Annotated in this window: 20 protein-coding genes and 4 tRNA genes; 16 read left to right on the top strand and 8 right to left on the bottom strand. The window is 60.5% G+C overall.

The annotated features are described in order from the left end of the window. Positions 1-71: 71 nt before the first annotated feature. Genes KW839_RS23630 through KW839_RS23640 form a run of 3 tightly spaced genes read right to left on the bottom strand, consistent with a single transcriptional unit; the run spans position 72 to position 5,027 of the window. Positions 72-1,973 carry an ATP-binding protein gene (locus KW839_RS23630; RefSeq protein WP_218425651.1) on the bottom strand — a complete coding sequence of 634 codons (1,902 nt, stop codon included), beginning with the start codon at positions 1,971-1,973 and terminating at the stop codon, positions 72-74. Continuing rightward, positions 1,970-2,902, bottom strand: a complete 933-nt coding sequence (locus KW839_RS23635) for an ABC transporter substrate-binding protein (protein WP_218425652.1) — start codon at positions 2,900-2,902, stop codon at positions 1,970-1,972. The genes KW839_RS23630 and KW839_RS23635 overlap by 4 nt, the downstream gene beginning before the upstream one ends. A gap of 1 nt (position 2,903) precedes the next feature. After that, the gene (locus tag KW839_RS23640) at positions 2,904-5,027 is read right to left on the bottom strand and encodes a TonB-dependent receptor domain-containing protein (RefSeq protein WP_218425653.1); all 2,124 of its coding nucleotides are present in this window, start codon (positions 5,025-5,027) and stop codon (positions 2,904-2,906) included. Positions 5,028-5,222: 195 nt separating this feature from the next. On the opposite strand from KW839_RS23640, the gene KW839_RS23645 reads away from it, so the two are divergent. From KW839_RS23645 to pyrF, 11 genes are all read left to right on the top strand, one after another. After that, positions 5,223-6,248: an NAD(P)H-dependent glycerol-3-phosphate dehydrogenase gene (locus KW839_RS23645; RefSeq protein ID WP_218425654.1), complete on the top strand. Its 1,026-nt coding sequence runs from the start codon at positions 5,223-5,225 to the stop codon at positions 6,246-6,248. A 16-nt stretch (positions 6,249-6,264) separates the two neighbouring features. Further along, a complete protein-coding gene (locus tag KW839_RS23650; protein ID WP_218425655.1) occupies positions 6,265-6,612 on the top strand; it encodes a DUF4389 domain-containing protein in 348 nt (115 codons plus the stop codon). Then, positions 6,609-7,064, top strand: coding sequence for a phosphohistidine phosphatase SixA (gene sixA / locus KW839_RS23655; RefSeq protein WP_060540743.1), 456 nt, complete (start codon positions 6,609-6,611; stop codon positions 7,062-7,064). Before KW839_RS23650 ends, sixA begins: the two co-directional genes overlap by 4 nt. Positions 7,065-7,132: 68 nt before the next feature. Further along, entirely contained in the window at positions 7,133-8,800 is a 1,668-nt protein-coding gene (locus KW839_RS23660) for an AMP-binding protein (protein WP_218425656.1), read from the top strand. Positions 8,801-8,832: 32 nt separating this feature from the next. Next, the gene (locus KW839_RS23665; protein ID WP_042560476.1) at positions 8,833-9,276 is read left to right on the top strand and encodes a hotdog fold thioesterase; all 444 of its coding nucleotides are present in this window, start codon (positions 8,833-8,835) and stop codon (positions 9,274-9,276) included. A 489-nt stretch (positions 9,277-9,765) separates the two neighbouring features. Further along, a complete protein-coding gene (locus KW839_RS23670) occupies positions 9,766-10,572 on the top strand; it encodes an alpha/beta fold hydrolase (RefSeq protein WP_218425657.1) in 807 nt (268 codons plus the stop codon). Continuing rightward, positions 10,569-11,423: an alpha/beta hydrolase gene (locus KW839_RS23675; RefSeq protein WP_218425658.1), complete on the top strand. Its 855-nt coding sequence runs from the start codon at positions 10,569-10,571 to the stop codon at positions 11,421-11,423. Before KW839_RS23670 ends, KW839_RS23675 begins: the two co-directional genes overlap by 4 nt. Positions 11,424-11,473: 50 nt before the next feature. Continuing rightward, on the top strand, positions 11,474-11,596 hold the full coding sequence (locus KW839_RS27760; RefSeq protein WP_256352807.1) for a hypothetical protein: 123 nt from the start codon (positions 11,474-11,476) through the stop codon (positions 11,594-11,596). 8 nt (positions 11,597-11,604) lie between these two features. Further along, positions 11,605-12,411 carry a DUF4892 domain-containing protein gene (locus tag KW839_RS23680; protein WP_060540739.1) on the top strand — a complete coding sequence of 269 codons (807 nt, stop codon included), beginning with the start codon at positions 11,605-11,607 and terminating at the stop codon, positions 12,409-12,411. A gap of 69 nt (positions 12,412-12,480) precedes the next feature. Then, positions 12,481-13,536, top strand: a complete 1,056-nt coding sequence (locus KW839_RS23685) for an AI-2E family transporter (protein WP_060540738.1) — start codon at positions 12,481-12,483, stop codon at positions 13,534-13,536. Positions 13,537-13,709: 173 nt separating this feature from the next. Further along, complete coding sequence (gene pyrF, locus KW839_RS23690; RefSeq protein ID WP_218425659.1) at positions 13,710-14,408, top strand: orotidine-5'-phosphate decarboxylase; 699 nt, start codon at positions 13,710-13,712, stop codon at positions 14,406-14,408. 137 nt (positions 14,409-14,545) lie between these two features. Here the strand turns inward: pyrF and KW839_RS23695 are convergent, their stop codons facing one another. Continuing rightward, complete coding sequence (locus KW839_RS23695) at positions 14,546-15,550, bottom strand: NADP-dependent oxidoreductase (protein WP_060540736.1); 1,005 nt, start codon at positions 15,548-15,550, stop codon at positions 14,546-14,548. A 235-nt stretch (positions 15,551-15,785) separates the two neighbouring features. On the opposite strand from KW839_RS23695, the gene KW839_RS23700 reads away from it, so the two are divergent. Beyond that, the gene (locus KW839_RS23700; RefSeq protein ID WP_218425660.1) at positions 15,786-16,547 is read left to right on the top strand and encodes an SDR family oxidoreductase; all 762 of its coding nucleotides are present in this window, start codon (positions 15,786-15,788) and stop codon (positions 16,545-16,547) included. A gap of 75 nt (positions 16,548-16,622) precedes the next feature. Here KW839_RS23700 and KW839_RS23705 read toward each other — a convergent pair whose 3' ends face one another. Next, on the bottom strand, positions 16,623-17,381 hold the full coding sequence (locus KW839_RS23705) for a hypothetical protein (RefSeq protein WP_218425661.1): 759 nt from the start codon (positions 17,379-17,381) through the stop codon (positions 16,623-16,625). A gap of 385 nt (positions 17,382-17,766) precedes the next feature. Between KW839_RS23705 and KW839_RS23710 the strand changes: the two genes are divergently transcribed. The 4 genes from KW839_RS23710 to KW839_RS23725 all read left to right on the top strand — a co-directional run bounded on the left by KW839_RS23710 (position 17,767) and on the right by KW839_RS23725 (position 18,179). After that, positions 17,767-17,842, top strand: a tRNA-Glu gene (locus KW839_RS23710). Between the two features lie 2 nt (positions 17,843-17,844). Continuing rightward, positions 17,845-17,920, top strand: a tRNA-Gly gene (locus tag KW839_RS23715). Between the two features lie 104 nt (positions 17,921-18,024). After that, positions 18,025-18,100 (top strand) — tRNA-Glu (locus tag KW839_RS23720). A gap of 3 nt (positions 18,101-18,103) precedes the next feature. Beyond that, positions 18,104-18,179: transfer RNA gene (locus KW839_RS23725), tRNA-Gly, on the top strand. Between the two features lie 248 nt (positions 18,180-18,427). Here the strand turns inward: KW839_RS23725 and KW839_RS23730 are convergent. Genes KW839_RS23730 through KW839_RS23740 form a run of 3 tightly spaced genes read right to left on the bottom strand, consistent with a single transcriptional unit; the run spans position 18,428 to position 21,014 of the window. Further along, the gene (locus tag KW839_RS23730; RefSeq protein ID WP_060540733.1) at positions 18,428-19,477 is read right to left on the bottom strand and encodes an alkene reductase; all 1,050 of its coding nucleotides are present in this window, start codon (positions 19,475-19,477) and stop codon (positions 18,428-18,430) included. A 30-nt stretch (positions 19,478-19,507) separates the two neighbouring features. Beyond that, positions 19,508-20,674, bottom strand: a complete 1,167-nt coding sequence (locus tag KW839_RS23735; RefSeq protein WP_218425662.1) for an MFS transporter — start codon at positions 20,672-20,674, stop codon at positions 19,508-19,510. A 37-nt stretch (positions 20,675-20,711) separates the two neighbouring features. Beyond that, positions 20,712-21,014, bottom strand: coding sequence for a helix-turn-helix transcriptional regulator (locus KW839_RS23740; RefSeq protein ID WP_060540731.1), 303 nt, complete (start codon positions 21,012-21,014; stop codon positions 20,712-20,714). Positions 21,015-21,153: the final 139 nt, after the last annotated feature.

Here is a 21,153-nt window from a genome sequence, read left to right on the forward strand (position 1 = left end):
GCCAGTCGAGGTGCCTAAGACTGCCGCACTTTCGCCTTTCACGCCAGTCGCAGATGGTCGAAAGGCCTGCACTACTGCACCCAACGCTGCAGAATTTGCTGCAAATCAGTGCGTTTGAACGGCTTGGCCAGGTAATCGTTCATGCCCACTGACAAACAGGCTTCGCGGTCGCCCTGCAAGGCGTTGGCGGTCAGGGCAATGATTGGCACATCGGAGCATCCGGGCAACTGGCGGATTTGCCGAGTAGCCTCATAGCCATCGATGATCGGCAACCGGCAATCCATCAGAATCGCCTCGAAAATCAGACTCTCGGCACTGCGTACCGCCTGCGCGCCGTCGCCAGCAATGCTTACCTTGAAACCCAGGCTGCGCAACATGGCTTCGATGACCGTCTGGTTGACCGGATTGTCCTCGACCAGCAGTACATTGCGCCCCTCACCGTCGCTGTTGCCGCTTGGCGCGCGCGGGGCCGGGGTCGGTTGCGTGTGTTGATCGAGTGCCAGGGGGATTTCCAGGGTGAACGCCGAACCCAGACCTTCCTCGCTCCGGGCGCGCAGCGTGCCACCCATGCGTTCGGCGAGGGTGCGCGCAATCGGCAAGCCCAGGCCGGTACCGCCATAGCGCCGGGAAATGGAGCTGTCGGCCTGCTGAAAGGCGTTGAACATCAATTCCAGGCTCTCGGCCGGGATGCCGATTCCGCTGTCACGGACGGTGCAGGTGAACCACAGCAATTCGTGATCCAGCGACTGCCACTGCGCTTCGATGCTGATGCTTCCCTGCTCGGTGAACTTCAGCGCGTTGCCGATCAGGTTGACCAGTATCTGGCGGATGCGCGTCGGATCGCCTTTCACCTGCAACCCGCGCATGTCTTCGGGGACTCTCAATTGCAGATCGAGTCTGCGTTGCGCAGCGCTGTGATGGAACGACTGGGCGCAGCTGGCGATCAGGTCGGCGAGGTTGAACGCAATGTGTTCGAGCTCCAGTTCCGAACGCTCGATACGGGAGAAATCCAGAATGTCGTTGATGACCTTGAGCAGATGTTCGGTGGATTCGCAGGCCAGCGCCGCGTATTCGACCTGCTCTTCGGTGAGGTCGGTGGTTTCCAGCAACTGCAGCATGCCCAGCACGCCATTCATCGGCGTGCGCAATTCATGGCTCATCATGGCGAGGAAGTCGGACTTGGCGTTATTGGCCATTTCCGCTTCTTCACGGGTCTGGATCAACTGAGCCATTGCCTGATGCTGTTCGCGACTGGCCTGTTCAAGGGCTCCGGCGAGGTTGTTGATGTGTTGCGACAACGCTCCCAGCTCGGTGTCGTCGACGATGGGCAGCGGTCTTTTGTAATCACCTTGCTGGATCGCCTTGACCGCGTTGCCGATATCGCGGATCGGTTGCGACAGACTGCTGGCCAGGCGCCGGGCCACCAAAAATGTGAACAACAGTGCGAATAGCGCCAGTATCGCCGCCTTGAGCAGGATTTCCTGCTGGCGCCGACTGAAGGCATCGTTGGAAAGCCCGACAATGACCCGGCCCAGATAGTCCTCGCCCGGGGTGGTTGTGGCGACTCTGCCGCCCTGCAGAAAATCGTTTTGCAAGGCGATCCGTTGCAGCCGGACAGGCGCCTGGAAGACTTCCACCTGTTGCGCGCGATTGTGGTGTGCGGTGGGTTGCTCGACGTACACCAGCACCCGGTTGGCACTGTCCTGGACCTCCAGAAAACGCACGTTGGGCGTGGCCAGGGTGGCTTTGAGCAGACTTTCAAGCACTTCGTTATTGCCCGAGATCACTCCGTACTCGGTGGCGGGGGCCAGTTGGTTGGCGATCAACTGACCCGTGTGAGTGATCTCCTGACGCAAATCCTGAATGCGCACGAAGGTGAAGAAGCTGATCAACATCAATGTCAGCAGCAGGGCAGGGCCGAGGCTGATGAGCTGGGTGCGGGTATTGATGTCCCAGCTGCGACGCAAGCTCATGGGCGGCGTTCTCCTTCGGCCAGCAATTTCGCGACTGACGCTTCGTTTATCTGTTCGATGCCTAATGAGCGAGCTACCTGCGGGTTGCTTGCGACCTTGAAACGGTGCGGGTATTGCGTGCGCGGCCAGGTCGCTGGCGGGCGGTCGAGCAATTCGTCGAGGATGGCCAGCCAATCGCTCTGATCACTGTAAGTGCTGGCCAGGCTGCCGGCCTTGACGAAACCGGCATTGGGACCGATCAGCGCCAGCTGGCGTGCATAACTGCTCAGCAGCAGGTTTTTCGCGGTCAACGAGTTGTACAGGTCGGGGTCGTCCAAGCCGAGCAGGACTTCGCATTTTCTCAGCAGTTTGTTTAATGGACGGCTGTCGCGGGTATCGTCCCAGCGCTGAGGGACCACCTCCAGACCCAAGGGGTGGGCCGACTCCCGCAATTCGCTCAAAAGGAATTCGCTGTGCGTGTCATAGAGCACGCCGACCCGTTTGACCTGAGGCAACAACAGGCGGGTCAGGCGCAACTGACGTTCCAGCGGGGGATCGCTCCACAGCAGGCTGAGCCGGGGTGGCAGGCTGGTGCTCAGGCGTTGCCGTGCTTGCAGGCGGCTGATGCGCAACACCAGCGTGGCCGGGCCCTGTGCATCTTGAAGGCGCCAATCGAGGCTCGGCAGGTCGAGTAAAATCAATCGGGTATCGTCAGGCAGTTTGCCTGGCCCAGGTAAGTTGGCCAGCACCTGGAAGCGCACGCTGTCGCTCGGCCGCAACTCGGCCAGGGCTTGAGTAAACGCCTGCATACCGGGGGTTTCTTCGGCAGCGGTCAGCAGAATGTCCGCAGCATGACCTGGCGGGCTGCCTGCAAGACTGCTCAGCAGCAGGCATAGCACCGCCATCAGGCGCCCCAGGCCTGGCGTTCGCCATGATCGGCAATGCAGCATCTTAAAGCTCCAGCTCGGCGCTGAAGTACATCACCTGGCGTTCGTCATAATTGTTATCGACGAAAGTGGTCGGTTGGTTGTCCAGGCGTTGCTGGAGCACGCCGGCCAGTTCCAGGTTGGCCTTGCCCAGGCCGATGCGCTTGGCGATGCGTGCATCGACCCGTTCGAAGCGGTAGCCATTGAGGGCATCGTCACCATAGTAGAAGAGCGCGCTGTTCCAGCCCCGCCCCCAGTCGCGCAGCCAGCCGGCAGAACCGCTGTTGCGCGCAGTCTGCCTGGCGTCCAGAGGATCGCTGGTGTCGGCATCGACATAGGCATACGTCAGCCGCAGGCGATCGGCATTGCCGAGCCGCCAGTCGAACTGGGTTTCGGCGCCTGAGAAGCGTGATTTGTTCGAGTTACTGGCAATGTACTGATTGTTGCGCAGTGGTTCGCTGATCATGCCGGTGATTTCGTCGTGGAACAGCTTCACATCCAACGCCAGCCCGATCTCGGCAAAATAGCCGTTGTAGCCCAGTTCCCGCGAGCGCATGTGCTCTTGTTCGAGGTCACCGGGACCGCGGGTTCTGACGAAGTAACGGGCACTGGACTGGCCAAAGGCCCCGGGTCGCAGATTGCTGACCCGATAGCTCCAGTTGACGTTGTCCTCGAACATGTCCGGCGAACGGATCGCTTCAGAATACACCGCACGCAAGCCGTGGCGCGGGTTGATCAGGTAATTGACGGCGACGCGCGGGGTCAGTGAGCTGCCGATCAAGCGGGTGTCTTCGTACATGGCGCCGCCTTGCAGCAGCCAGTGTTGCGTGGCGCGCCACTCGAATTGGCCGAATGCCCGCCACGTCGTGTCATCGAGCGTGCCATCGAAATAGGTCTCGGAATCCGCCCGGTCGTAACGATAGTTCAAGCCGCTGACCAGTCGCAGGCTGTCGGACAGGCTCAGGGTGTCCTGCAGTTCCAGGTCGTAGCGCGATTCGCGCACACTCTGGTCAATGTCACCACAGACGGTCTGACTGGCACCGTTGCGCCATTGCTCGAGTACCTGATTGGCCAGCGCCTGCTCGGCCGGGGTGCCGGGTGGTGCGCCGGAGCCGATGAACCGGGTGATATTTCGGGCCAGGCGTTCGGTGTAGTTCGGGTTGAGCTGCCACAGTTCGGTCAGTTGCGGGCTGAACGAAATCTCGGCATCACAGGCACGCCAGGTTTGCTGGCGATCCCAGTGCTGGGCCGAGCCCTGGACATACAGACTGTGATCGGGGTTGAAGTCCAGATTCCAGCGCAAGGAGCCGGCGTAATCCTTGGAGGTAACGTCGGAATTGTCGCCGGCTCTGGTTATCCCGGAAAACACCGGACGGTAGTCATAGGGTCGCTGATTGGTGCCGTCCTTGGCATTCAATTGCCAATCGAGGCTCTGGCGTTCGTCTAGTGTGTGACTGACCGCGAGGTTGAAGCGCTCCAGGCGACGGCTGTCATGGTAATCGGCGCCCCTGCGGTCGTAGTCGAAGCCATCGTCCTGCTGGCCGGACAGGGACAGTCGCAAGTCACCGTCATCCCAGCCGACACCCTGGCTGGCGTAAAAATCGTTGATGCCACGCTGCCCCCGGGTCACCTTCAGGCGCGTGCCGTGGCTGTCGGCCGGTCGCCGGGTGATGATGTTGACCACCGCCATCAGCGCATTGGCGCCGTAACTGACCGTGTTCGGGCCGCGAAACACTTCGATGCGCTCGATGTCTTCCATGGCTACCGGGATGTCACTCCAGTCCACCACCGCCAGGCCGGCGCGGTAGACCGAGCGGCCGTCGATCAATACCTGCATGCGCCGTGCTTCGGTGGCATTGGTGCCGTGATAGTTCACTGCCGCCTGATTGCCACTGATGTTGCCGACCATCATTCCTGGCACCAGACGCAACAGTTCGCTGACGTCCCTGGCGCCACTGGCGCTAATCAGCGCGCTATCGATCACGGTCATGCTCCCCGGCACGGCAGCCGGCGACTGCTTCAGGCGCGTGGCCGTCAACACTTGCGGCATTTCCTCACCGTCGAGAAACAGGTCGTCGGCCAGCAATGGCGAACTGAAGATCAGCGCCAGCACCAGCGGCGAACGTGATGAAGCGAAATCCGGGGTCACAGCACATCCCTGTCAACGATGGATGGCGCGCATGTTAACCGAGCTGATCGACTTTTCCATTGATGATGCTGGCATTTTCCGCGGATCTATCGGGCTTCTTCCTACAAAAGTCGGTAATTAACAGCGGGGCTGGTCGAGGATGGGCCGCTCCGTATAATGCCAACATCGCCACTGGTATGGATTAACGGATTGCATATGACTGAACAGCGCCCAATTGCGGTCCTGGGAGGCGGAAGTTTTGGTACCGCCGTGGCTAATCTGCTGGCCGAGAACGGGCATCAGGTGCTGCAGTGGATGCGTGACCCCGAGCAGGCCGAGGCCATTCGGGTCAATCGCGAGAACCCGCGCTACCTCAAAGGCATCAAGATTCTGCCCGGCGTCACGCCGGTCACCGACCTTGTGGCCACCCTCGAAGCCTGCGAGCTGTGTTTCGTTGCACTGCCGTCCAGCGCGTTGCGCTCGGTGCTGGTGCCCCATGCCGAACGCTTGACTGGCAAGTTGCTGGTAAGCCTGACCAAAGGCATCGAAGCCCAGACGTTCAAACTGATGAGCGAGATTCTCGAAGAGATCGCTCCGCAAGCTCGCATCGGTGTGTTGTCGGGGCCCAACCTCGCGCGGGAAATCGCTGAACACGCGCTGACCGCGACTGTGGTTGCCAGTGAAGACGAAGAGCTGTGCCGGCAGGTCCAGGCGGCTTTGCATGGCCGGACTTTTCGCGTCTACGCCAGCGCCGACCGTTTCGGCGTGGAGTTGGGTGGGGCCCTGAAGAACGTCTACGCAATCATCGCCGGCATGGCGGTGGCGCTGGGCATGGGGGAAAATACCAAAAGCATGCTGATCACCCGGGCGCTGGCGGAAATGACCCGCTTCGCGGTGAACCAGGGCGCCAACCCGATGACGTTCCTCGGGCTTGCCGGCGTGGGTGACCTGATCGTCACCTGCTCTTCACCCAAGAGCCGTAACTACCAGGTCGGGTTCGCACTCGGACAGGGCCTGAGCCTGGAAGAGGCGGTCACGCGCCTGGGCGAAGTCGCCGAGGGGGTCAACACCCTCAAGGTGCTCAAGGCCAAGGCCCAGGAAGTCGGTGTGTACATGCCGCTGGTCGCCGGGTTGCACGCGATTCTGTTCGAAGGGCGCACGTTGGAGCAGGTCATTGGTCTGTTAATGCGTGGCGAGCCGAAAACCGACGTCGATTTCATTTCCACCAGTGGTTTCAACTAAGCATCAGGGAGCTCGCATGAACGATCCGAAAATAGAAGCCCGGTACGAATCCATCCTGCTGCGGGTGTTGTGGATGGTCGTCTATGTAGTGATCTGGCAAGTGGCGCAGTTCATCCTGGGCGGCGTCGTGCTGGTGCAGTTGATCTATCGTTTGGTCTATGGCGCTCCGAGCGCCAGCTTGATGAACTTCGGCGACAGCCTGAGCCAGTTCCTGGCACAGATCGGTCGTTTCGGCACTTTTCACAGCGACCAGAAGCCCTGGCCGTTCGCCGACTGGCCGACGCCACGCACACTGGAGGGTGAAGCACCGCATGCCGTGGCGCCCGCACCGCATCCGGTACGAGATGAGGAACCCAAACTATGAAACTCTGGGTATTGCGTCATGGTGAAGCCGTGCCACACGGTTCGCGCGTCCACGATTCGGAGCGGGAGCTGACGGAGCGGGGGCGCGAGGAAGTGCTTCACAGCGCCGCGTTGTTGATGGGGCAGCCGCTGACTGCGATCTATGCCAGCCCTTACCTGCGCGCACAGCAGACCGCGCAACTGGTGCGCGAGACGTTGGGCTTCGAACCGGAAATCCGCACCGTCGACTGGCTGACCCCGGACTCCGATTCGGACAAAGTGGCCGAGCAACTGGTGTCGGTGAGTGACGTCCTGCTGGTCAGTCACAACCCGCTGGTGGGCAACTTGTTGAGCTACCTGCAACACGGTGCGGGATACCCGCCGGAAAAGGTGAGCACCGCCGGGTTGGCAGAAATCAAGGGTGATGAGCTTCTGGTCGGGTCGATGACGCTCGACAGCATCAAGCATCCTTAAAAAAATAACCAAGCACTTGCTTGGTTGACTACGCTTGCTCCAGAACAAAAAACACTGGAGCGAGTCGCATGTCTGCTGCTTTTCGTTTGCCACTGGACGTTTTCTACGAGCGTGAGGCCCGTCATCCCCGGCAGCGCTTCCTGGTGCAGCCTGTCGGAGGCGGCCAGGTCGAGACATTGACCTGGGCGGACGTCGGTCATCAGGCCCGTTGCGCAGCCCACTGGTTGCGCGCGCGGGAACTGCCCCAGGGCAGCCACATCGCCCTGATATCGAAAAACTGCGCGCACTGGATCATCGCCGACCTGGCGATCTGGATGGCCGGGCACGTGTCAGTGCCGCTGTACCCGAACCTCACCGCAGAGTCAGTTGCCCAGGTACTTGAGCATTCCGAAGCGGCGCTGGCGTTCATCGGCAAACTCGACGACTGGCCGGGGATGTCCCGCGGGGTCAACCCGCAACTGCCGACCATCAGCCTGCCGTTGCATCCGCCTGGCACCTTTGATTTCGCCTGGAGCGATCTGCTACGCAGCTCACCGATCCAGGACAACCCAAAGCCCGCTGCCGATCAACTGGCAACCATCATCTACACCTCTGGCACCACCGGCGTGCCCAAAGGGGTGATGCACAGCTTCGGCAACCTGGGGTTTGCGACCACTCGCGGCACCGGACTGTTCGGCCTCAATGAATCGGACCGGCTTCTGTCGTATCTGCCGCTGTGCCACGTGGCCGAGCGGATGTTCGTCGAGATGGCGTCGATCTATACGGGGCAAACGGTATTCTTTGCCGAGAGCCTCGACACCTTTTTGACTGACCTGCAAAGGGCGCGGCCAACGGCACTGTTTGGCGTGCCACGCATCTGGACCAAATTCCAGATGGGCGTCTACGGCAAAATCCCGGCCAAACGTCTCGACTTCCTGCTTGGCCTGCCATTTATCGGCAAGCGGGTCGGGCACAAGGTCCTGGTCGGGCTTGGGCTCGATGCCTTGCGAGTAGCCCTGTCCGGTGCTGCGCCGGTGCCGCAGACCTTGCTCCTGTGGTACCGCAAGTTGGGGCTGGATGTGCTGGAGGTCTACGGCATGACCGAAAGCTGCGGTTATTCGCATATCTGTTTGCCGGGGCAGAACAAGCCGGGCTGGATCGGCAAGCCTTGCCCGGATGTCGAAGTGCGGATTGACGACACGGGGGAGGTTTTGGTGCGCAGTGGCGCCACCATGCTCGGGTATTACAAGGAACCGGAAAAAACTGCCGACACCCTCACCGTAGACGGCTTTTTACGCACTGGCGACAAGGGCGAGGAGGACGCCGAAGGCAACCTGCGCCTGACCGGGCGCCTGAAAGAAATCTTCAAGACCAGCAAAGGCAAGTACGTGGCCCCGGCACCGATTGAAAATCGCCTGGCGGTGCATTCGCGCATTGAACAGGTCTGTGTGGTCGGCGATGGCTTGAGTGCGCCACTGGGGTTGTGCGTGTTGTCCGCGGTTGGTCAACAGGATGCCGGCGGGTCTGCGCGCGCCGGTTTGCATTCGAGCCTGGAAAAACTTCTGGAAGAGGTCAACAGCGCCCTCGACAAGCACGAACGTTTGCGCCGCCTGGTGGTGGTCAAGGACAGTTGGGCGGTGGAAAACGGCTTTCTCACGCCGACCTTGAAGATCAAGCGCAACGTGATCGAAGCGGCTTACGGCGGGCGCTTCGAAGAGTGGAGCGAGCGCAGCGAAGCCGTGTTGTGGCAGGATTGATGGACGAACAAAACCAATAAGGGAAATCTGCGATGAGCCTGTGGCGTACCACTCCCAACATCGAACAGTTGAACGCAATCCAGAAAAACACCATTGGCGAAGTGCTGGATATCCGTTTCGAAGCCTTCGACGAAGAGTCCCTGACCGCGAGCATGGTCATCGATCACCGCACTCACCAGCCTTACGGCTTGCTGCACGGTGGCGCCTCGGTGGTATTGGCCGAAACGGTGGGCTCAATGGCCAGCTACCTGTGTATCGACGCCAGCAAGTTCTATTGCGTGGGCCTTGAAATCAACGCCAATCATCTGCGTGGGCTGCGCAGCGGGCGGGTGACGGCGGTGGCCAAGCCGATTCACATCGGGCGCACGACCCATGTCTGGGATATTCGCTTGACCAGCGACGAAGGCAAGGCCAGTTGCGTGTCGCGCTTGACCATGGCGGTGGTGCCGCTGGGTGAGCAGCCGCCGGCACGTTGAGATCGGGTTCGCGCAGTTGGATCGATCCCTCACTGTAGAGACCGGTACATCCTTTACACATGAACCGGGGACATCGTTTACACCTTTTACAGGGGGAGAGGGGACTGATCGTGGGTTTCTTTAGAAATAATGCGACCTGACAGTGCTGGGGTGAATCCGTAATCAGCTCGACTCTTGGGTTAGCTCCCTCACCCTAACCCTCTCCCGGAGGGAGAGGGGACTGATCGTGGGTTTCTTTAGAAATACTGCGATCTGACAGTGCTGTGCGAATCCATAATCGACTCGATTTCTCAGGTCGATGTATGACACCAGACACCTCGGTCGGCCCCCTCTCCCTCTGGGAGAGGGCTGGGGTGAGGGGCAAACGATTCAACAGCCCCCCATGATTGATCTGACCTGACTGTCATCATTCCTGTCAGTTACGGTCATTGCTGCAAGATGTTTCCTTGCGGACAATGAACCCCTGTTCTCGCTCATGGATTTGCAGGTATGTCGCAACAGATATTTTTCGCCCACGCCAATGGTTTTCCTTCCGGGACCTACGGCAAGTTGTTTGCGGCGCTGGCACCCGAGTTTCAGGTGACGCATCTGGAGCAACACGCCCATGACCCGCGCTTCCCGGCGGACGACAACTGGTACAACCTGGTCGATGAGCTGATTCATCACCTGCAGCAGCAATCACAACCGGTGTGGGGCGTTGGCCACTCCTTCGGTGGCGTGTTGCACCTGCACGCGGCATTGCGTTGTCCCGAGCTGTATCGCGGCGTAGTCATGCTCGATTCACCGGTACTGACCCGCACCGATCAATGGGTCATCCGCGCGGCCAAGCGTTTCGGTTTCATCGACCGCCTGACCCCGGCCGGACGCACCCTGGGACGTCGCGAGGAGTTTTGCGACCTGGAAAGTGCCCGTCGCTATTTCGCCGGTAAAACCCTGTTTCGCGGTTTCGATCCGGAATGCTTTGATGCCTACCTGCAGCATGGCCTGCACCAGGTGGGTGACAAGCTGCGCCTGCGTTTCGACCCGGCCACGGAAATCAGCATCTACCGTGGCGTTCCACACACCAGTCCAGGCAGCACCCGGCAATTGAAAGTGCCCCTGGCGGTGGTGCGCGGGCACAATAGCCGCGTGGTGATGCGTCACCATTCCAGTTCCGTCGGCCGCCTGCCCCAGGGCGAGTCCCTGACCATGCCCGGCGGCCACATGTTTCCCCTTGAGCGACCGCTGGATACCGCCTCGTTGTTGAAAGATCTGTTCAACCGCTGGGATGGCCGCCAACAACAGGATTGCGCATGAACCACGTCTTCGAAGAAGTCCGCCTGAGCCTGCCGCACATCGAGCTGGCGGCGCACTTGTTCGGCCCGCAAGACGGTTTGCCGGTCATTGCCCTGCACGGCTGGCTGGACAACGCCAACAGCTTCGCGCGCCTGGCGCCCAAGCTCAAAGGCCTGCGCATCATCGCCCTGGACATGGCCGGCCACGGCCATTCCGGACACCGCCCGCCGGGTGCCGGATACGCCATGTGGGATTATGCCCATGACGTACTGCAGGTCGCCGAACAACTGGGCTTGCAGCGTTTTGCCCTGCTGGGGCACTCCATGGGTGCCATCGCTTCATTGATCATTGCCGGTTCGATGCCGGAGCGTGTCACTCACCTGGCGTTGATCGATGGAATCATTCCTCCTACCGACAAAGGCGAAAACGCCGCCGAACGCATGGGCATGGCCCTGCAGGCGCAGCTGGATCTGCGGGAAAAGCGCAAACCGGTCTATGACACACTCGATCGGGCCATCGAGGTGCGCATGAAAGGTCTGGTGGCAGTCAGTCGTGAAGCCGCCGGACTGCTGGCGCAACGTGGCCTGATGCCGGTGCCGGGCGGTTACACCTGGCGCACTGACAGTCGTCTCACATTGCCATCGCCGCTGCGTCTGACCACCGAGCAGGCCATGGCTTTCGTCCAGCGAGTCAGCTGTCCGGCGAAACTGGTGGTGGCTGCCGACGGCATGCTCGCCAAACATCCCGAGTTGCTGGAACGTCTACCCTTTAGCCATGAACAGCTGCCAGGCGGGCACCATTTGCACCTGAATGACGAAGCCGGTGCGGATCTTGTCGCAGACTGTTTCAATCGGTTCTTCGCCATTCCTTGACTTGCGCCGGGCAACTGTCGAGGCTGGGCGGGTTGAAAAGGGAGACAACCATGATAGATCTCTACACCGCGACCCCGAATGTCGATCGCGCCATCGGTGGAACTGCCTGGGCGCCGCAACGCCCCGATCAAGCCACTGTCGTCAAGGATGCCCAGGCCATGCTGATCCAATGAGTCTATCCGTGCGTTCCATCAGCCTGTTGGCGCTATGCTGTCTCAGCCCCCAGTTGTTTGCCGCCGATGTTCCGGGAAGTCAGGACCTGCCGATCGTGCCGCGCATGGCCGACGCGCAGATCGTCGACTATCGCCCCGCAGCCGAACTGGAGCGGATCTATCCCTTGGGCTCGATCCGCAAGATCAGCGGCCAGTTGCGCTTCGACGGTCAGGTCAGCACCCGTGGCAATGCCACTTCGGTGACCTACGAGCTGCCACCGGAACATTCATCGACCGAAGCCTTCACCGCCGCCCGCGAGGCGTTGCAGAAACAGGACGCGCAATTGCTGTTCTGGTGCCAGGCCCGCGATTGCGGTGAAAGCAGCCTATGGGCCAACGAAGTTTTCGGCAATGCCAAGCTGTATGGCTCCGACGATCAACAAGCCTATTTGCTGCTGCGGCTGGCCGCCCCCCGGGACAATACCCTGGTAGCGCTCTACAGCATCACCCGTGGCAATCGCAAAGCCTATCTGCACGTCGAACAGTTCGACGCCGCAGCGCCATTGGGCGATTTGCTGCCGACGTCGGCGACCTTGTTGCGTGAACTCAAGAGCACCGGCGAACTCGATTTCCCCAAACTGACTTCAGCACCTGATGACGCTTGGCTGCGTCTGATTTCTCGCGGACTGAACCTGGACACCACCCTGCGGGTCAGTGTTTCCGGAGCCAATGCCGAGGCCTGGCGTCAGGCGCTGATCGGCCAGGGCGTACGCGCGGCGCGCCTGGAAACCGGCAGTGTCGAAGGCTCTGGCCTGCACATCGTACTATTGCGGTAGGCTTTACCCGGCGAACGTGGGCGACACGTTCGCCTACTCTTTTGCTGACTGACTTTTTCGAGATTGCAGATGATCAATAACGATCGCCTTTTGGTGCAGATCCTGCTCGTGGTGCTGTTTGGCGCGAGCCTGTGGGTGATGGCGCCGTTCTGGTCGGCGATGTTCTGGGGCGCGGTCCTGGCCTTTGCCAGTTGGCCATTGATGCGTCTGCTGACCCGCTGGCTCAATGGCCGCGAATCCCTGGCGGCGGCATTGCTGACGCTGGGCTGGATGGTGCTGGTAGCAGCTCCCCTGGTATGGCTGGGTTTCAACCTTGCCGATCATGTGCGCGATGCCACGGCGTTCATCAAGGATGCACAGGTCGAAGGCCTGCCTGAAGCTCCGGCCTGGTTGGGCAGCATTCCGCTGGTGGGCGAGCGCCTGACGGGGATCTGGAACAGCATCGACCAGCAAGGTGCGGCGATGCTGCAATCGCTCAAGCCTTATCTAGGGCAGGTCGGCAACTGGTTGCTGGCGCGCAGCGCGCAGATCGGCGGCGGGATTCTCGAGCTGACCCTGAGCATCGTCTTCGTGTTCTTCTTCTATCGGGACGGGCCTCGGCTGGCGGCGTTTGTTCACGGCTTGCTGGAGCGCCTGATCGGTCAGCGTGCCGGCTATTACATCGAGCTGGTGGCCGGTACGGTGCAGCGGGTGGTAAATGGTGTGATCGGTACTGCGGCGGCCCAGGCCGTGCTGGCGCTTATTGGCTTCCTGATTGCCGGGGTGCCCGGGGCGCTGGTGCTCGGTATCGTGACTTTCCTGCTCAGCCTGATTCCCATGGGACCACCGCTGGTATGGATTCCGGCCACGGCCTGGCTGGCCTGGAAGGGCGAGTACGGCATGGCGGTATTTCTCGGCGCCTGGGGCATGTTCATCATCAGCGGCGTCGACAACGTGCTCAAGCCGTACCTGATCAGCCGGGGCGGCAACCTGCCGTTGGTGATCGTGCTGCTTGGGGTGTTTGGCGGGTTGATCGCCTTTGGCTTCATCGGTTTGTTCATTGGCCCGACGTTGCTGGCGGTGGCTTACAGCCTGTTGACTGACTGGAGCAAGACGCAAGCCCGCGTTGAAGATCGCAGGCCCTGAAGTCCTGAGGCGGGGGTGTCGAGAGTGTGTCGTGTCTGTATCGGGCTCGACACAATGGCCCCAAAGACTAGTCTTGGCTGAGTGTTCTCGACGATTTACCGATCATCGGGTCCCGCAGCGGCGCTGGTTCCGCTACAATGCGCGCCGATTTCGACTTGCCTGAGAGCCCACTCATGTCCGCCTGCCAGACTCCTATCATCGTCGCCCTGGATTTCCCCACCCGTGACGCCGCACTGAAGCTGGCCGATCAGTTGGACCCGAAGCTGTGCCGGGTCAAAGTCGGCAAGGAACTGTTCACCAGCTGTGCCTCGGAAATCGTCGGCACCCTGCGTGACAAGGGTTTCGAAGTGTTCCTCGACCTCAAGTTCCATGACATCCCCAACACCACTGCCATGGCCGTCAAAGCGGCTGCGGAGATGGGCGTATGGATGGTCAACGTACATTGCTCCGGTGGCCAGCGCATGATGGCTGCGTGCCGTGAAGTGCTCGACCAGCGCAGCGGTCCGAAGCCGCTGCTGATCGGTGTGACCGTGCTGACCAGCATGGAGCGTGAGGATCTGGCCGGTATCGGCCTGGACATCGAGCCGCAAGAGCAGGTTCTGCGCCTGGCGGCACTGGCCGAAAAAGCCGGGATGGACGGTCTGGTGTGCTCGGCAATGGAAGCCCAGGCCCTGAAAACGGCGCACCCGTCCCTGCAACTGGTGACCCCGGGGATTCGCCCGGCGGGCAGCGCCCAGGACGACCAGCGCCGGATCCTGACCCCGCGCCAGGCGCTGGATGCCGGTTCCGACTATCTGGTGATCGGCCGCCCGATCAGCCAGGCGGCAGACCCGGCCAAAGCGCTGGCTGCGGTGGTGGCCGAACTCGCCTGATCAATCGCTGAAAACCAAATGTGGGAGCGGGCTTGCTCGCGAAGAGGGCATGTCAGGCAACATTGATGTTGACTGACACACCCCCATTCGCGAGCAAGCCCGCTCCCACATTGGCAAATGGGTAGATCAAATAACGGTCATACCTTCAGAACCAACTTGCCGAAATTCTCCCCGCTGAACAACTTCATCAGCGTCTCCGGGAAGGTCTCCAGTCCCTCGACAATGTCTTCCTTGCTCTTGAGCTGCCCCTGGGCCATCCAGCCGGCCATTTCCTGCCCGGCCGCAGCGAATCGGCTGGCGTAGTCCATCACCACAAAACCTTCCATGCGTGCGCGGTTGACCAGCAGTGACAGGTAGTTGGCCGGCCCCTTGACCGCTTCCTTGTTGTTGTACTGGCTGATTGCGCCGCAGATCACCACCCGGGCCTTCATGTTCAGGCGGCTCAGCACCGCGTCGAGAATGTCACCGCCGACGTTATCGAAATACACGTCCACGCCTTTAGGACATTCGCGCTTGAGGCCGGCGATGACGTCTTCGTTCTTGTAGTCGATGACGCCGTCGAAACCCAGTTCATCGATGAGGAACTTGCACTTGTCAGCACCACCGGCGATGCCGACGACCCGGCAACCCTTGATCTTGGCGATCTGTCCGGCAATGCTGCCCACCGCCCCGGCTGCACCCGACAACACCACGGTTTCACCGGTCTTCGGCGCACCGACGTCGAGCAGGGCGAAGTACGCGGTCATCCCGGTCATGCCCAGTGCCGACAAATAGCGCGGCAGCGGCGCCAACTGCGGATCGACCTTGTAGAAACCCCGCGGCTCGCCAAGGAAATAATCCTGCACACCCAGTGCACCGTTCACGTAGTCCCCGACAGCGAACCCCGGATTATTCGAAGCGACGACTTTACCTACACCCAGGGCGCGCATGACTTCACCGAGACCGACCGGTGGGATGTAGGACTTGCCCTCGTTCATCCAGCCGCGCATCGCCGGGTCCAGGGACAGGTATTCGTTTTTGACCAGTATCTGACCCGCCGCCGGCTCACCAACCGGTACTTCCTGATAAGTGAACGTCTCACGGGTCGCCGCGCCTACAGGACGTTTGGCGAGCAGGAATTGGCGATTGGTCTGGGTAGTCATGACAGGCACTCAAGATGAATGGAGCTTTGTTGATAGCCCTTCAACGTCAATGCCGCAAGTTTGGCTGATGTGGCGAATGCAGGCTGATCCAGAGCAGTGATAGTTGGTACGGCAGTTCCATCACTGCAAATCATGGGTGTCCAACCGGGCTTCTGATAGTGCTGCCGTCGGCAGCGTGCCTGTCGCTAGACTGAAAACACGCTTTCCCCCGTTTTCTTTTTTCGAGGACACAGCAATGAGCATGACGTTTTCCGGGCAGGTAGCAGTGGTGACAGGTGCAGCAGCCGGTATCGGTCGCGCGACCGCCCAGGCGTTCGCCGCCGAAGGTCTGAAGGTGGTGGTGGCGGACATGGACGCGGCGGGCGGTGAAGGGACGGTGGCGCTGATTCGTACAGCAGGTGGCGAAGCGACCTTCGTGCGCTGCAACGTGACGCTGGAAAGCGATGTAAAAAACCTGATGGATGAAGTGATCGCCACCTACGGTCGCCTGGACTATGCCTTCAACAATGCCGGCATCGAGATCGAGAAAGGCAAGCTGGCCGATGGCACGCTCGATGAGTTCGACGCGATCATGGGTGTCAACGTCAAAGGCGTCTGGCTGTGCATGAAATACCAGTTGCCACTGTTGTTGGCCCAGGGCGGCGGTGCGATCGTCAATACTGCTTCGGTTGCCGGTCTCGGGGCAGCACCGAAAATGAGCATCTATGCAGCCTCCAAGCACGCGGTGATCGGTTTGACCAAATCGGCGGCCATCGAATACGCCAAGAAAAAGATTCGGGTCAACGCGGTATGTCCGGCGGTCATCGACACCGACATGTTCCGTCGCGCTTATGAGGCCGACCCGAAAAAAGGCGAGTTCGCCAATGCCATGCACCCGGTAGGTCGCATCGGCAAGGTCGAAGAAATCGCCAGCGCCGTGTTGTATCTGTGTAGTGATGGTGCGGCCTTCACTACGGGGCATTCGCTGGCTGTGGATGGTGGCGTGACGGCGTTCTGAAGACGGCTTGCAGGCCACGCCCCCGAATCGACATAAAAAAGCCACCTCATTCGGTGGCTTTTTAACATCCCATGATCAGTCGTAGATCACTTTCTTCTTCCAGTCCGCATCCGCCTCGACGTCCTTGAGGCCTTGGGTCAGTTGATTCACTTCGCCTTCCATCGGCGCTGTGCGGTCCATGACCTGGTCATTGGCCCGGGCCAGGAGTTTTTCCAGGTACTCCAGTTGTTCGGCGTAGAGCTGTGCTTCCTGTTGCTTGCGCAGGTATTGCACCCCACGTTCGAACGCCAGGCGCGCCTGGCCGGGCTGGTTCTGTTGCAGGCAGTGCTGGCCGAGGTTGTTGAAGAACTCGATGTGCAGCAGGACGAGGATGTGACGGACTTCGCGAATCCAGCGTTTGGCTTCAGTGGGCAGCAGGAAACCGTCCTGTGCGGCGCGGGTGATCTGGCCGTGCAGGGCTTCGAGTAAAAAGCGTACATCCTTGGCCTTGGCTTCGGTCTGGATCGGTGCCGGCGGGTTGTTGACCGGGATGGATTCACCCTGGGCGGCAAGGGTTTCCAGTTCGATGATTCGCGCCTTGAGGTTGGCACTGGATTTTTCCAGATTAAGCAGCCGATGGCACACGTTCAGTTCCAGGCGGGTCAGCAGCAACTTGAGCGCGGGTGTCATCAACTGGCCGGGGAAGGTTTCGGTGATCTCGCCGCAGCGACGCAAGCGGTCACTGAGTTCAGCCTTGGTACGGGCCTTTTCCAGCTTGTTGTTTTCCACTACATGGTTCATGTAGCCAATGACGATCAGCAGTGCGATCCCGGCTACGACTAGCAGGGTGATCATGAGTGGTGTCACCGGTAAGACCTCTTCTTATAGGTTTGCCTGTGAGTCCGGTGGCTTGCATATATGCGCCCGGGCCCGCACGACGGGAGGAATCGGACATCCCTGTAATTGTATCGGCCGCATCCCTGCTTCTATAAATGATGGCACCTACTATAGAGAGTGCCATCACTGGGCTGACTATAACGCCTTGAGAGGTGTCAGAATATAGGCGCCAGATGTCGACCAGCGGAAAATCCTCAGGGGCGCCCAAAAGCAGGTCGAAGTCATTGATTTAAATAAATTTATATCAGGGGGTTGACGACCTCTCAATCCATCCATAGAATGCGCGCCACTTGCAGCGTAAAGCACACAGCGAAACGAAGCAGGGAGTGAATGTTGTACGTGTGTCCCCTTCGTCTAGTGGCCTAGGACACCGCCCTTTCACGGCGGTAACAGGGGTTCGAGTCCCCTAGGGGACGCCAATGCGGGAATAGCTCAGTTGGTAGAGCACGACCTTGCCAAGGTCGGGGTCGCGAGTTCGAGTCTCGTTTCCCGCTCCAATTTTAAACAGCGTTGCCTTCGGGCAGGGCTGAGTGAAACCAGAACCAAGTCTTCGGATGCGGATCTGGGCACCGAAACACACACCATGTGTTCCGGGCAGCGTGTCCCCTTCGTCTAGTGGCCTAGGACACCGCCCTTTCACGGCGGTAACAGGGGTTCGAGTCCCCTAGGGGACGCCATTTGCGGGAATAGCTCAGTTGGTAGAGCACGACCTTGCCAAGGTCGGGGTCGCGAGTTCGAGTCTCGTTTCCCGCTCCAATTTCACAAAAACGCCGCTCATTGAGCGGCGTTTTTGTTTGTGCGTTTTTTGCGTCGCGTGCATGAAAAAGCCCCGGTTCTTTCGAATCGGGGCTTTTGCGTTTTTGCGTACAACCGTAGGAGCGAGCAGACTCCGGGCAGCGTTCCGACGATAGTCGGTAGCGATAACGCGGGATAGCGGGTACCCCGCGGCGCTCTTCAGTACTTCGCGAGCATGCTCGCTCCTGCAGTTCGAGCCTACCCAGTCTTTACAGCGTCGGATAGTCGATGTAACCAACCGGGCCCTTGGCGTAGAACAGTTCCGGACGTGCGTCGTTCAGCGGTGCGTCGGCCTTCAGGCGAGCCGGCAGGTCCGGGTTGGCGATGAAGGGTACGCCGAAGGCGACTGCATCGGCCTTGCCGCTGGCCAGCCAGGCGTTGGCGCTGTCCTTGGTGAAGCGTTCGTTGGCGATGTAGGGGCCGCCGAAGGCTTCCTTCAGTTGTGGGCCGAGGCTGTCGGCACCTTCTTTTTCCCTGGAGCAGATAAACGCGATGCCGCGTTTGCCCAGTTCACGGGCCACGTAGGTGAAGGTTTCGGCCAGGTTGTCATCGCCCATGTCATGGGAGTCGGCGCGCGGTGCCAGGTGCACACCCACGCGGCCGGCGCCCCAGACTTCGATGGCTGCGTCGGTCACTTCCAGCAACAGGCGTGCACGGTTTTCCAGGGAGCCTCCGTAGTTGTCGGTACGCTGGTTGGTGCTGCTTTGCAGGAACTGATCAAGCAGATAGCCGTTGGCGCCATGGATTTCCACGCCATCAAAACCGGCAGCCTTGGCGTTCTCGGCACCGGTGCGGTACGCGTCGACGATGTCGGCGATTTCCGCCGTCTCCAGGGCGCGTGGGGTCGGGTAGTCGGCCAATGGGCGAACCAGGCTGACGTGGCCTTTAGGCTGGATGGCACTTGGGGCGACCGGTTTTTCGCCGTTCAGGTACGAGTCGTGGGAAACCCGGCCGACGTGCCACAGCTGCAGGAAGATCTTGCCGCCGGCGCCGTGGATCGCCTTGGTGACGTTGGCCCAGCCGCGTACTTGATCATTGGACCAGATGCCCGGGGTGTCCGGGTAGCCGACGCCCATCGGCGTGACCGAGGTGGCTTCGCTGAGGATCAGGCCAGCGGAGGCACGCTGCACGTAGTACTCGGCCATCAGCGCGTTCGGTACGCGACCTTCGTCGGCGCGGCAGCGGGTCAACGGGGCCATGATGATGCGGTTGGCCAACTCAAGGTCGCCCAGTTTGATTGGATCGAAAATAGTCGTCATGCAATACAACCCTCGTGAGGTAATGGTCAATCAGTTGGTAGCAGGTGCCAGCTCGGGATTGCCGCTCTGGCGGAAAGTAATCAGGGTCACCAGCAGGGCGAGTACCGCCAGTGCGGCTGCGGCCAGTGGCACGCTGGTCAGGCCGAATCCGTGGGCGATCACGCTGCCGCCGACCCAGGCACCCAGCGCATTGCCGACGTTGAAAGCGCCGATGTTCAGGGTCGACACCAGGTTCGGAGCGGCCTTGCCGAAGGTCACCACGTTCACTTGCAGTGCCGGTACGGCGGCGAAACAGGCGGTGGCCCAGAGGAATAGGGTAATTTCCGTCGGAATCACGGCGACGCTGGTCCAGGTCAGTACGGTAGAAACCACGGCCATGGCGATGAAGACACCGATCAGTGTCGCGGCCATGCCTTTGTCCGCCAGCTTGCCGCCGATGATGTTGCCGACCGTCAAGCCCAGGCCGATCAGCATCAGGGTCCAGGTCACGCCACGGGGCGAGACGCCGGTGACTTCGCCCAATAGCGGCGCGACGTAGGTGAACAGGGTGAATACCGAGGCGGCGAACAGCGCGGTCATGCTCAACGACAGCCAGATTCCGGCACCCTTTAGCGCGGCCAGTTCGGCGCGCATGTCGAGCTTTTCTTCATCGCGCTTGGCCGGCAGGAAACGGATCAGGCCAATCAGTGCGATCACGCCGATCACGGTGACGGCCCAGAAGGTCGAGCGCCAACCGGCTTCCTGACCCAAGGCAGTACCCAGTGGCACGCCAAGGACATTGGCCAGGGTCAGGCCGGTGAACATCAGTGCCACGGCCGATGCGCGTTTGTTGGCTGGCACCAGGCCGGCGGCCACCACCGAGCCGATACCGAAGAACGCGCCATGGCACAGGGCTGTCACTACCCGGGCGAACATCAGCACGTTGTAGTCGCCGGCGACGGCACAGAGCAGGTTGCCGATGATGAAAATCCCCATCAACGCCACCAGGGCGGCCTTGCGCGGCAACCGGGCGGTGGCCAGGGCCATGAACGGCGCACCGATGGCCACGCCCAGGGCGTAACCGGTCACCAGCCAGCCGGCGCCGGGGATCGACACACCGAGATCGGCCGCCACGTTGGGCAGCAAGCCCATGATGACGAACTCGGTGGTGCCGATGGCGAAGGCGCTCAGGGCCAGGATGAGTAGCGAGAGGGGCATGGGGTTGATTCCTTTTCGGGCCGACTGACGTTAAGGGTCAGAGCTCATTACTGAAGGTTTTGAGGAATTCCTGAATGGTTTCCTCATTGCGTTTGAAAAAATGCCACTGGCCGACTTTGCGGCTGCTGATCAGGCCGGCACGTTGCAGGGTGGCCAGGTGTGCGGACACCGTGGACTGCGACAAACCGCAGCGTTGATCGATCTGCCCGGCGCAAACGCCGTGCTCGTTGCTGTGGGACTGGTCGGGAAATTCGACGGTCGGGTCCTTAAGCCAGTGCAGGATTTCTCGCCGTACCGGGTGTGCCAGGGCTTTTATTATTTCGTCGAGATTGATGGTCATGGTGTGGGCTCGTGATGAGTGAAACGCTATATCGCGATGAAGCGAACTTTAAATCGGTATTTCGCGATATACAAATATGATTTGGCTCTGACCAGCTCATGATTCGCTATATCGAGTTATAACGATATGTTGAGTGTAA

Origin of the sequence: Pseudomonas sp. PDM31, from assembly GCF_019218965.1 — a bacterium.
Classification (GTDB): Bacteria; Pseudomonadota; Gammaproteobacteria; order Pseudomonadales; family Pseudomonadaceae; genus Aquipseudomonas.

Bases quoted from the DNA above. Each gene is read 5' to 3' on its own strand.
- KW839_RS23650 (WP_218425655.1), top strand. From the start codon at position 6,265: ATGAACGATCCGAAAATAGAAGCCCGGTACGAATCCATCCTGCTGCGG.
- KW839_RS27760 (WP_256352807.1), top strand. From the start codon at position 11,474: ATGATAGATCTCTACACCGCGACCCCGAATGTCGATCGCGCCATCGGT.
- KW839_RS23700 (WP_218425660.1), top strand. From the start codon at position 15,786: ATGAGCATGACGTTTTCCGGGCAGGTAGCAGTGGTGACAGGTGCAGCA.
- KW839_RS23735 (WP_218425662.1), bottom strand. From the start codon at position 20,674: ATGCCCCTCTCGCTACTCATCCTGGCCCTGAGCGCCTTCGCCATCGGC.
- KW839_RS23665 (WP_042560476.1), top strand. From the start codon at position 8,833: ATGAGCCTGTGGCGTACCACTCCCAACATCGAACAGTTGAACGCAATC.
- KW839_RS23705 (WP_218425661.1), bottom strand. From the start codon at position 17,381: ATGATCACCCTGCTAGTCGTAGCCGGGATCGCACTGCTGATCGTCATT.
- sixA (WP_060540743.1), top strand. From the start codon at position 6,609: ATGAAACTCTGGGTATTGCGTCATGGTGAAGCCGTGCCACACGGTTCG.
- KW839_RS23670 (WP_218425657.1), top strand. From the start codon at position 9,766: ATGTCGCAACAGATATTTTTCGCCCACGCCAATGGTTTTCCTTCCGGG.
- KW839_RS23630 (WP_218425651.1), bottom strand. From the start codon at position 1,973: ATGAGCTTGCGTCGCAGCTGGGACATCAATACCCGCACCCAGCTCATC.
- KW839_RS23685 (WP_060540738.1), top strand. From the start codon at position 12,481: ATGATCAATAACGATCGCCTTTTGGTGCAGATCCTGCTCGTGGTGCTG.
- KW839_RS23695 (WP_060540736.1), bottom strand. From the start codon at position 15,550: ATGACTACCCAGACCAATCGCCAATTCCTGCTCGCCAAACGTCCTGTA.
- KW839_RS23635 (WP_218425652.1), bottom strand. From the start codon at position 2,902: ATGCTGCATTGCCGATCATGGCGAACGCCAGGCCTGGGGCGCCTGATG.
- KW839_RS23675 (WP_218425658.1), top strand. From the start codon at position 10,569: ATGAACCACGTCTTCGAAGAAGTCCGCCTGAGCCTGCCGCACATCGAG.
- KW839_RS23660 (WP_218425656.1), top strand. From the start codon at position 7,133: ATGTCTGCTGCTTTTCGTTTGCCACTGGACGTTTTCTACGAGCGTGAG.
- KW839_RS23730 (WP_060540733.1), bottom strand. From the start codon at position 19,477: ATGACGACTATTTTCGATCCAATCAAACTGGGCGACCTTGAGTTGGCC.
- KW839_RS23645 (WP_218425654.1), top strand. From the start codon at position 5,223: ATGACTGAACAGCGCCCAATTGCGGTCCTGGGAGGCGGAAGTTTTGGT.
- pyrF (WP_218425659.1), top strand. From the start codon at position 13,710: ATGTCCGCCTGCCAGACTCCTATCATCGTCGCCCTGGATTTCCCCACC.
- KW839_RS23740 (WP_060540731.1), bottom strand. From the start codon at position 21,014: ATGACCATCAATCTCGACGAAATAATAAAAGCCCTGGCACACCCGGTA.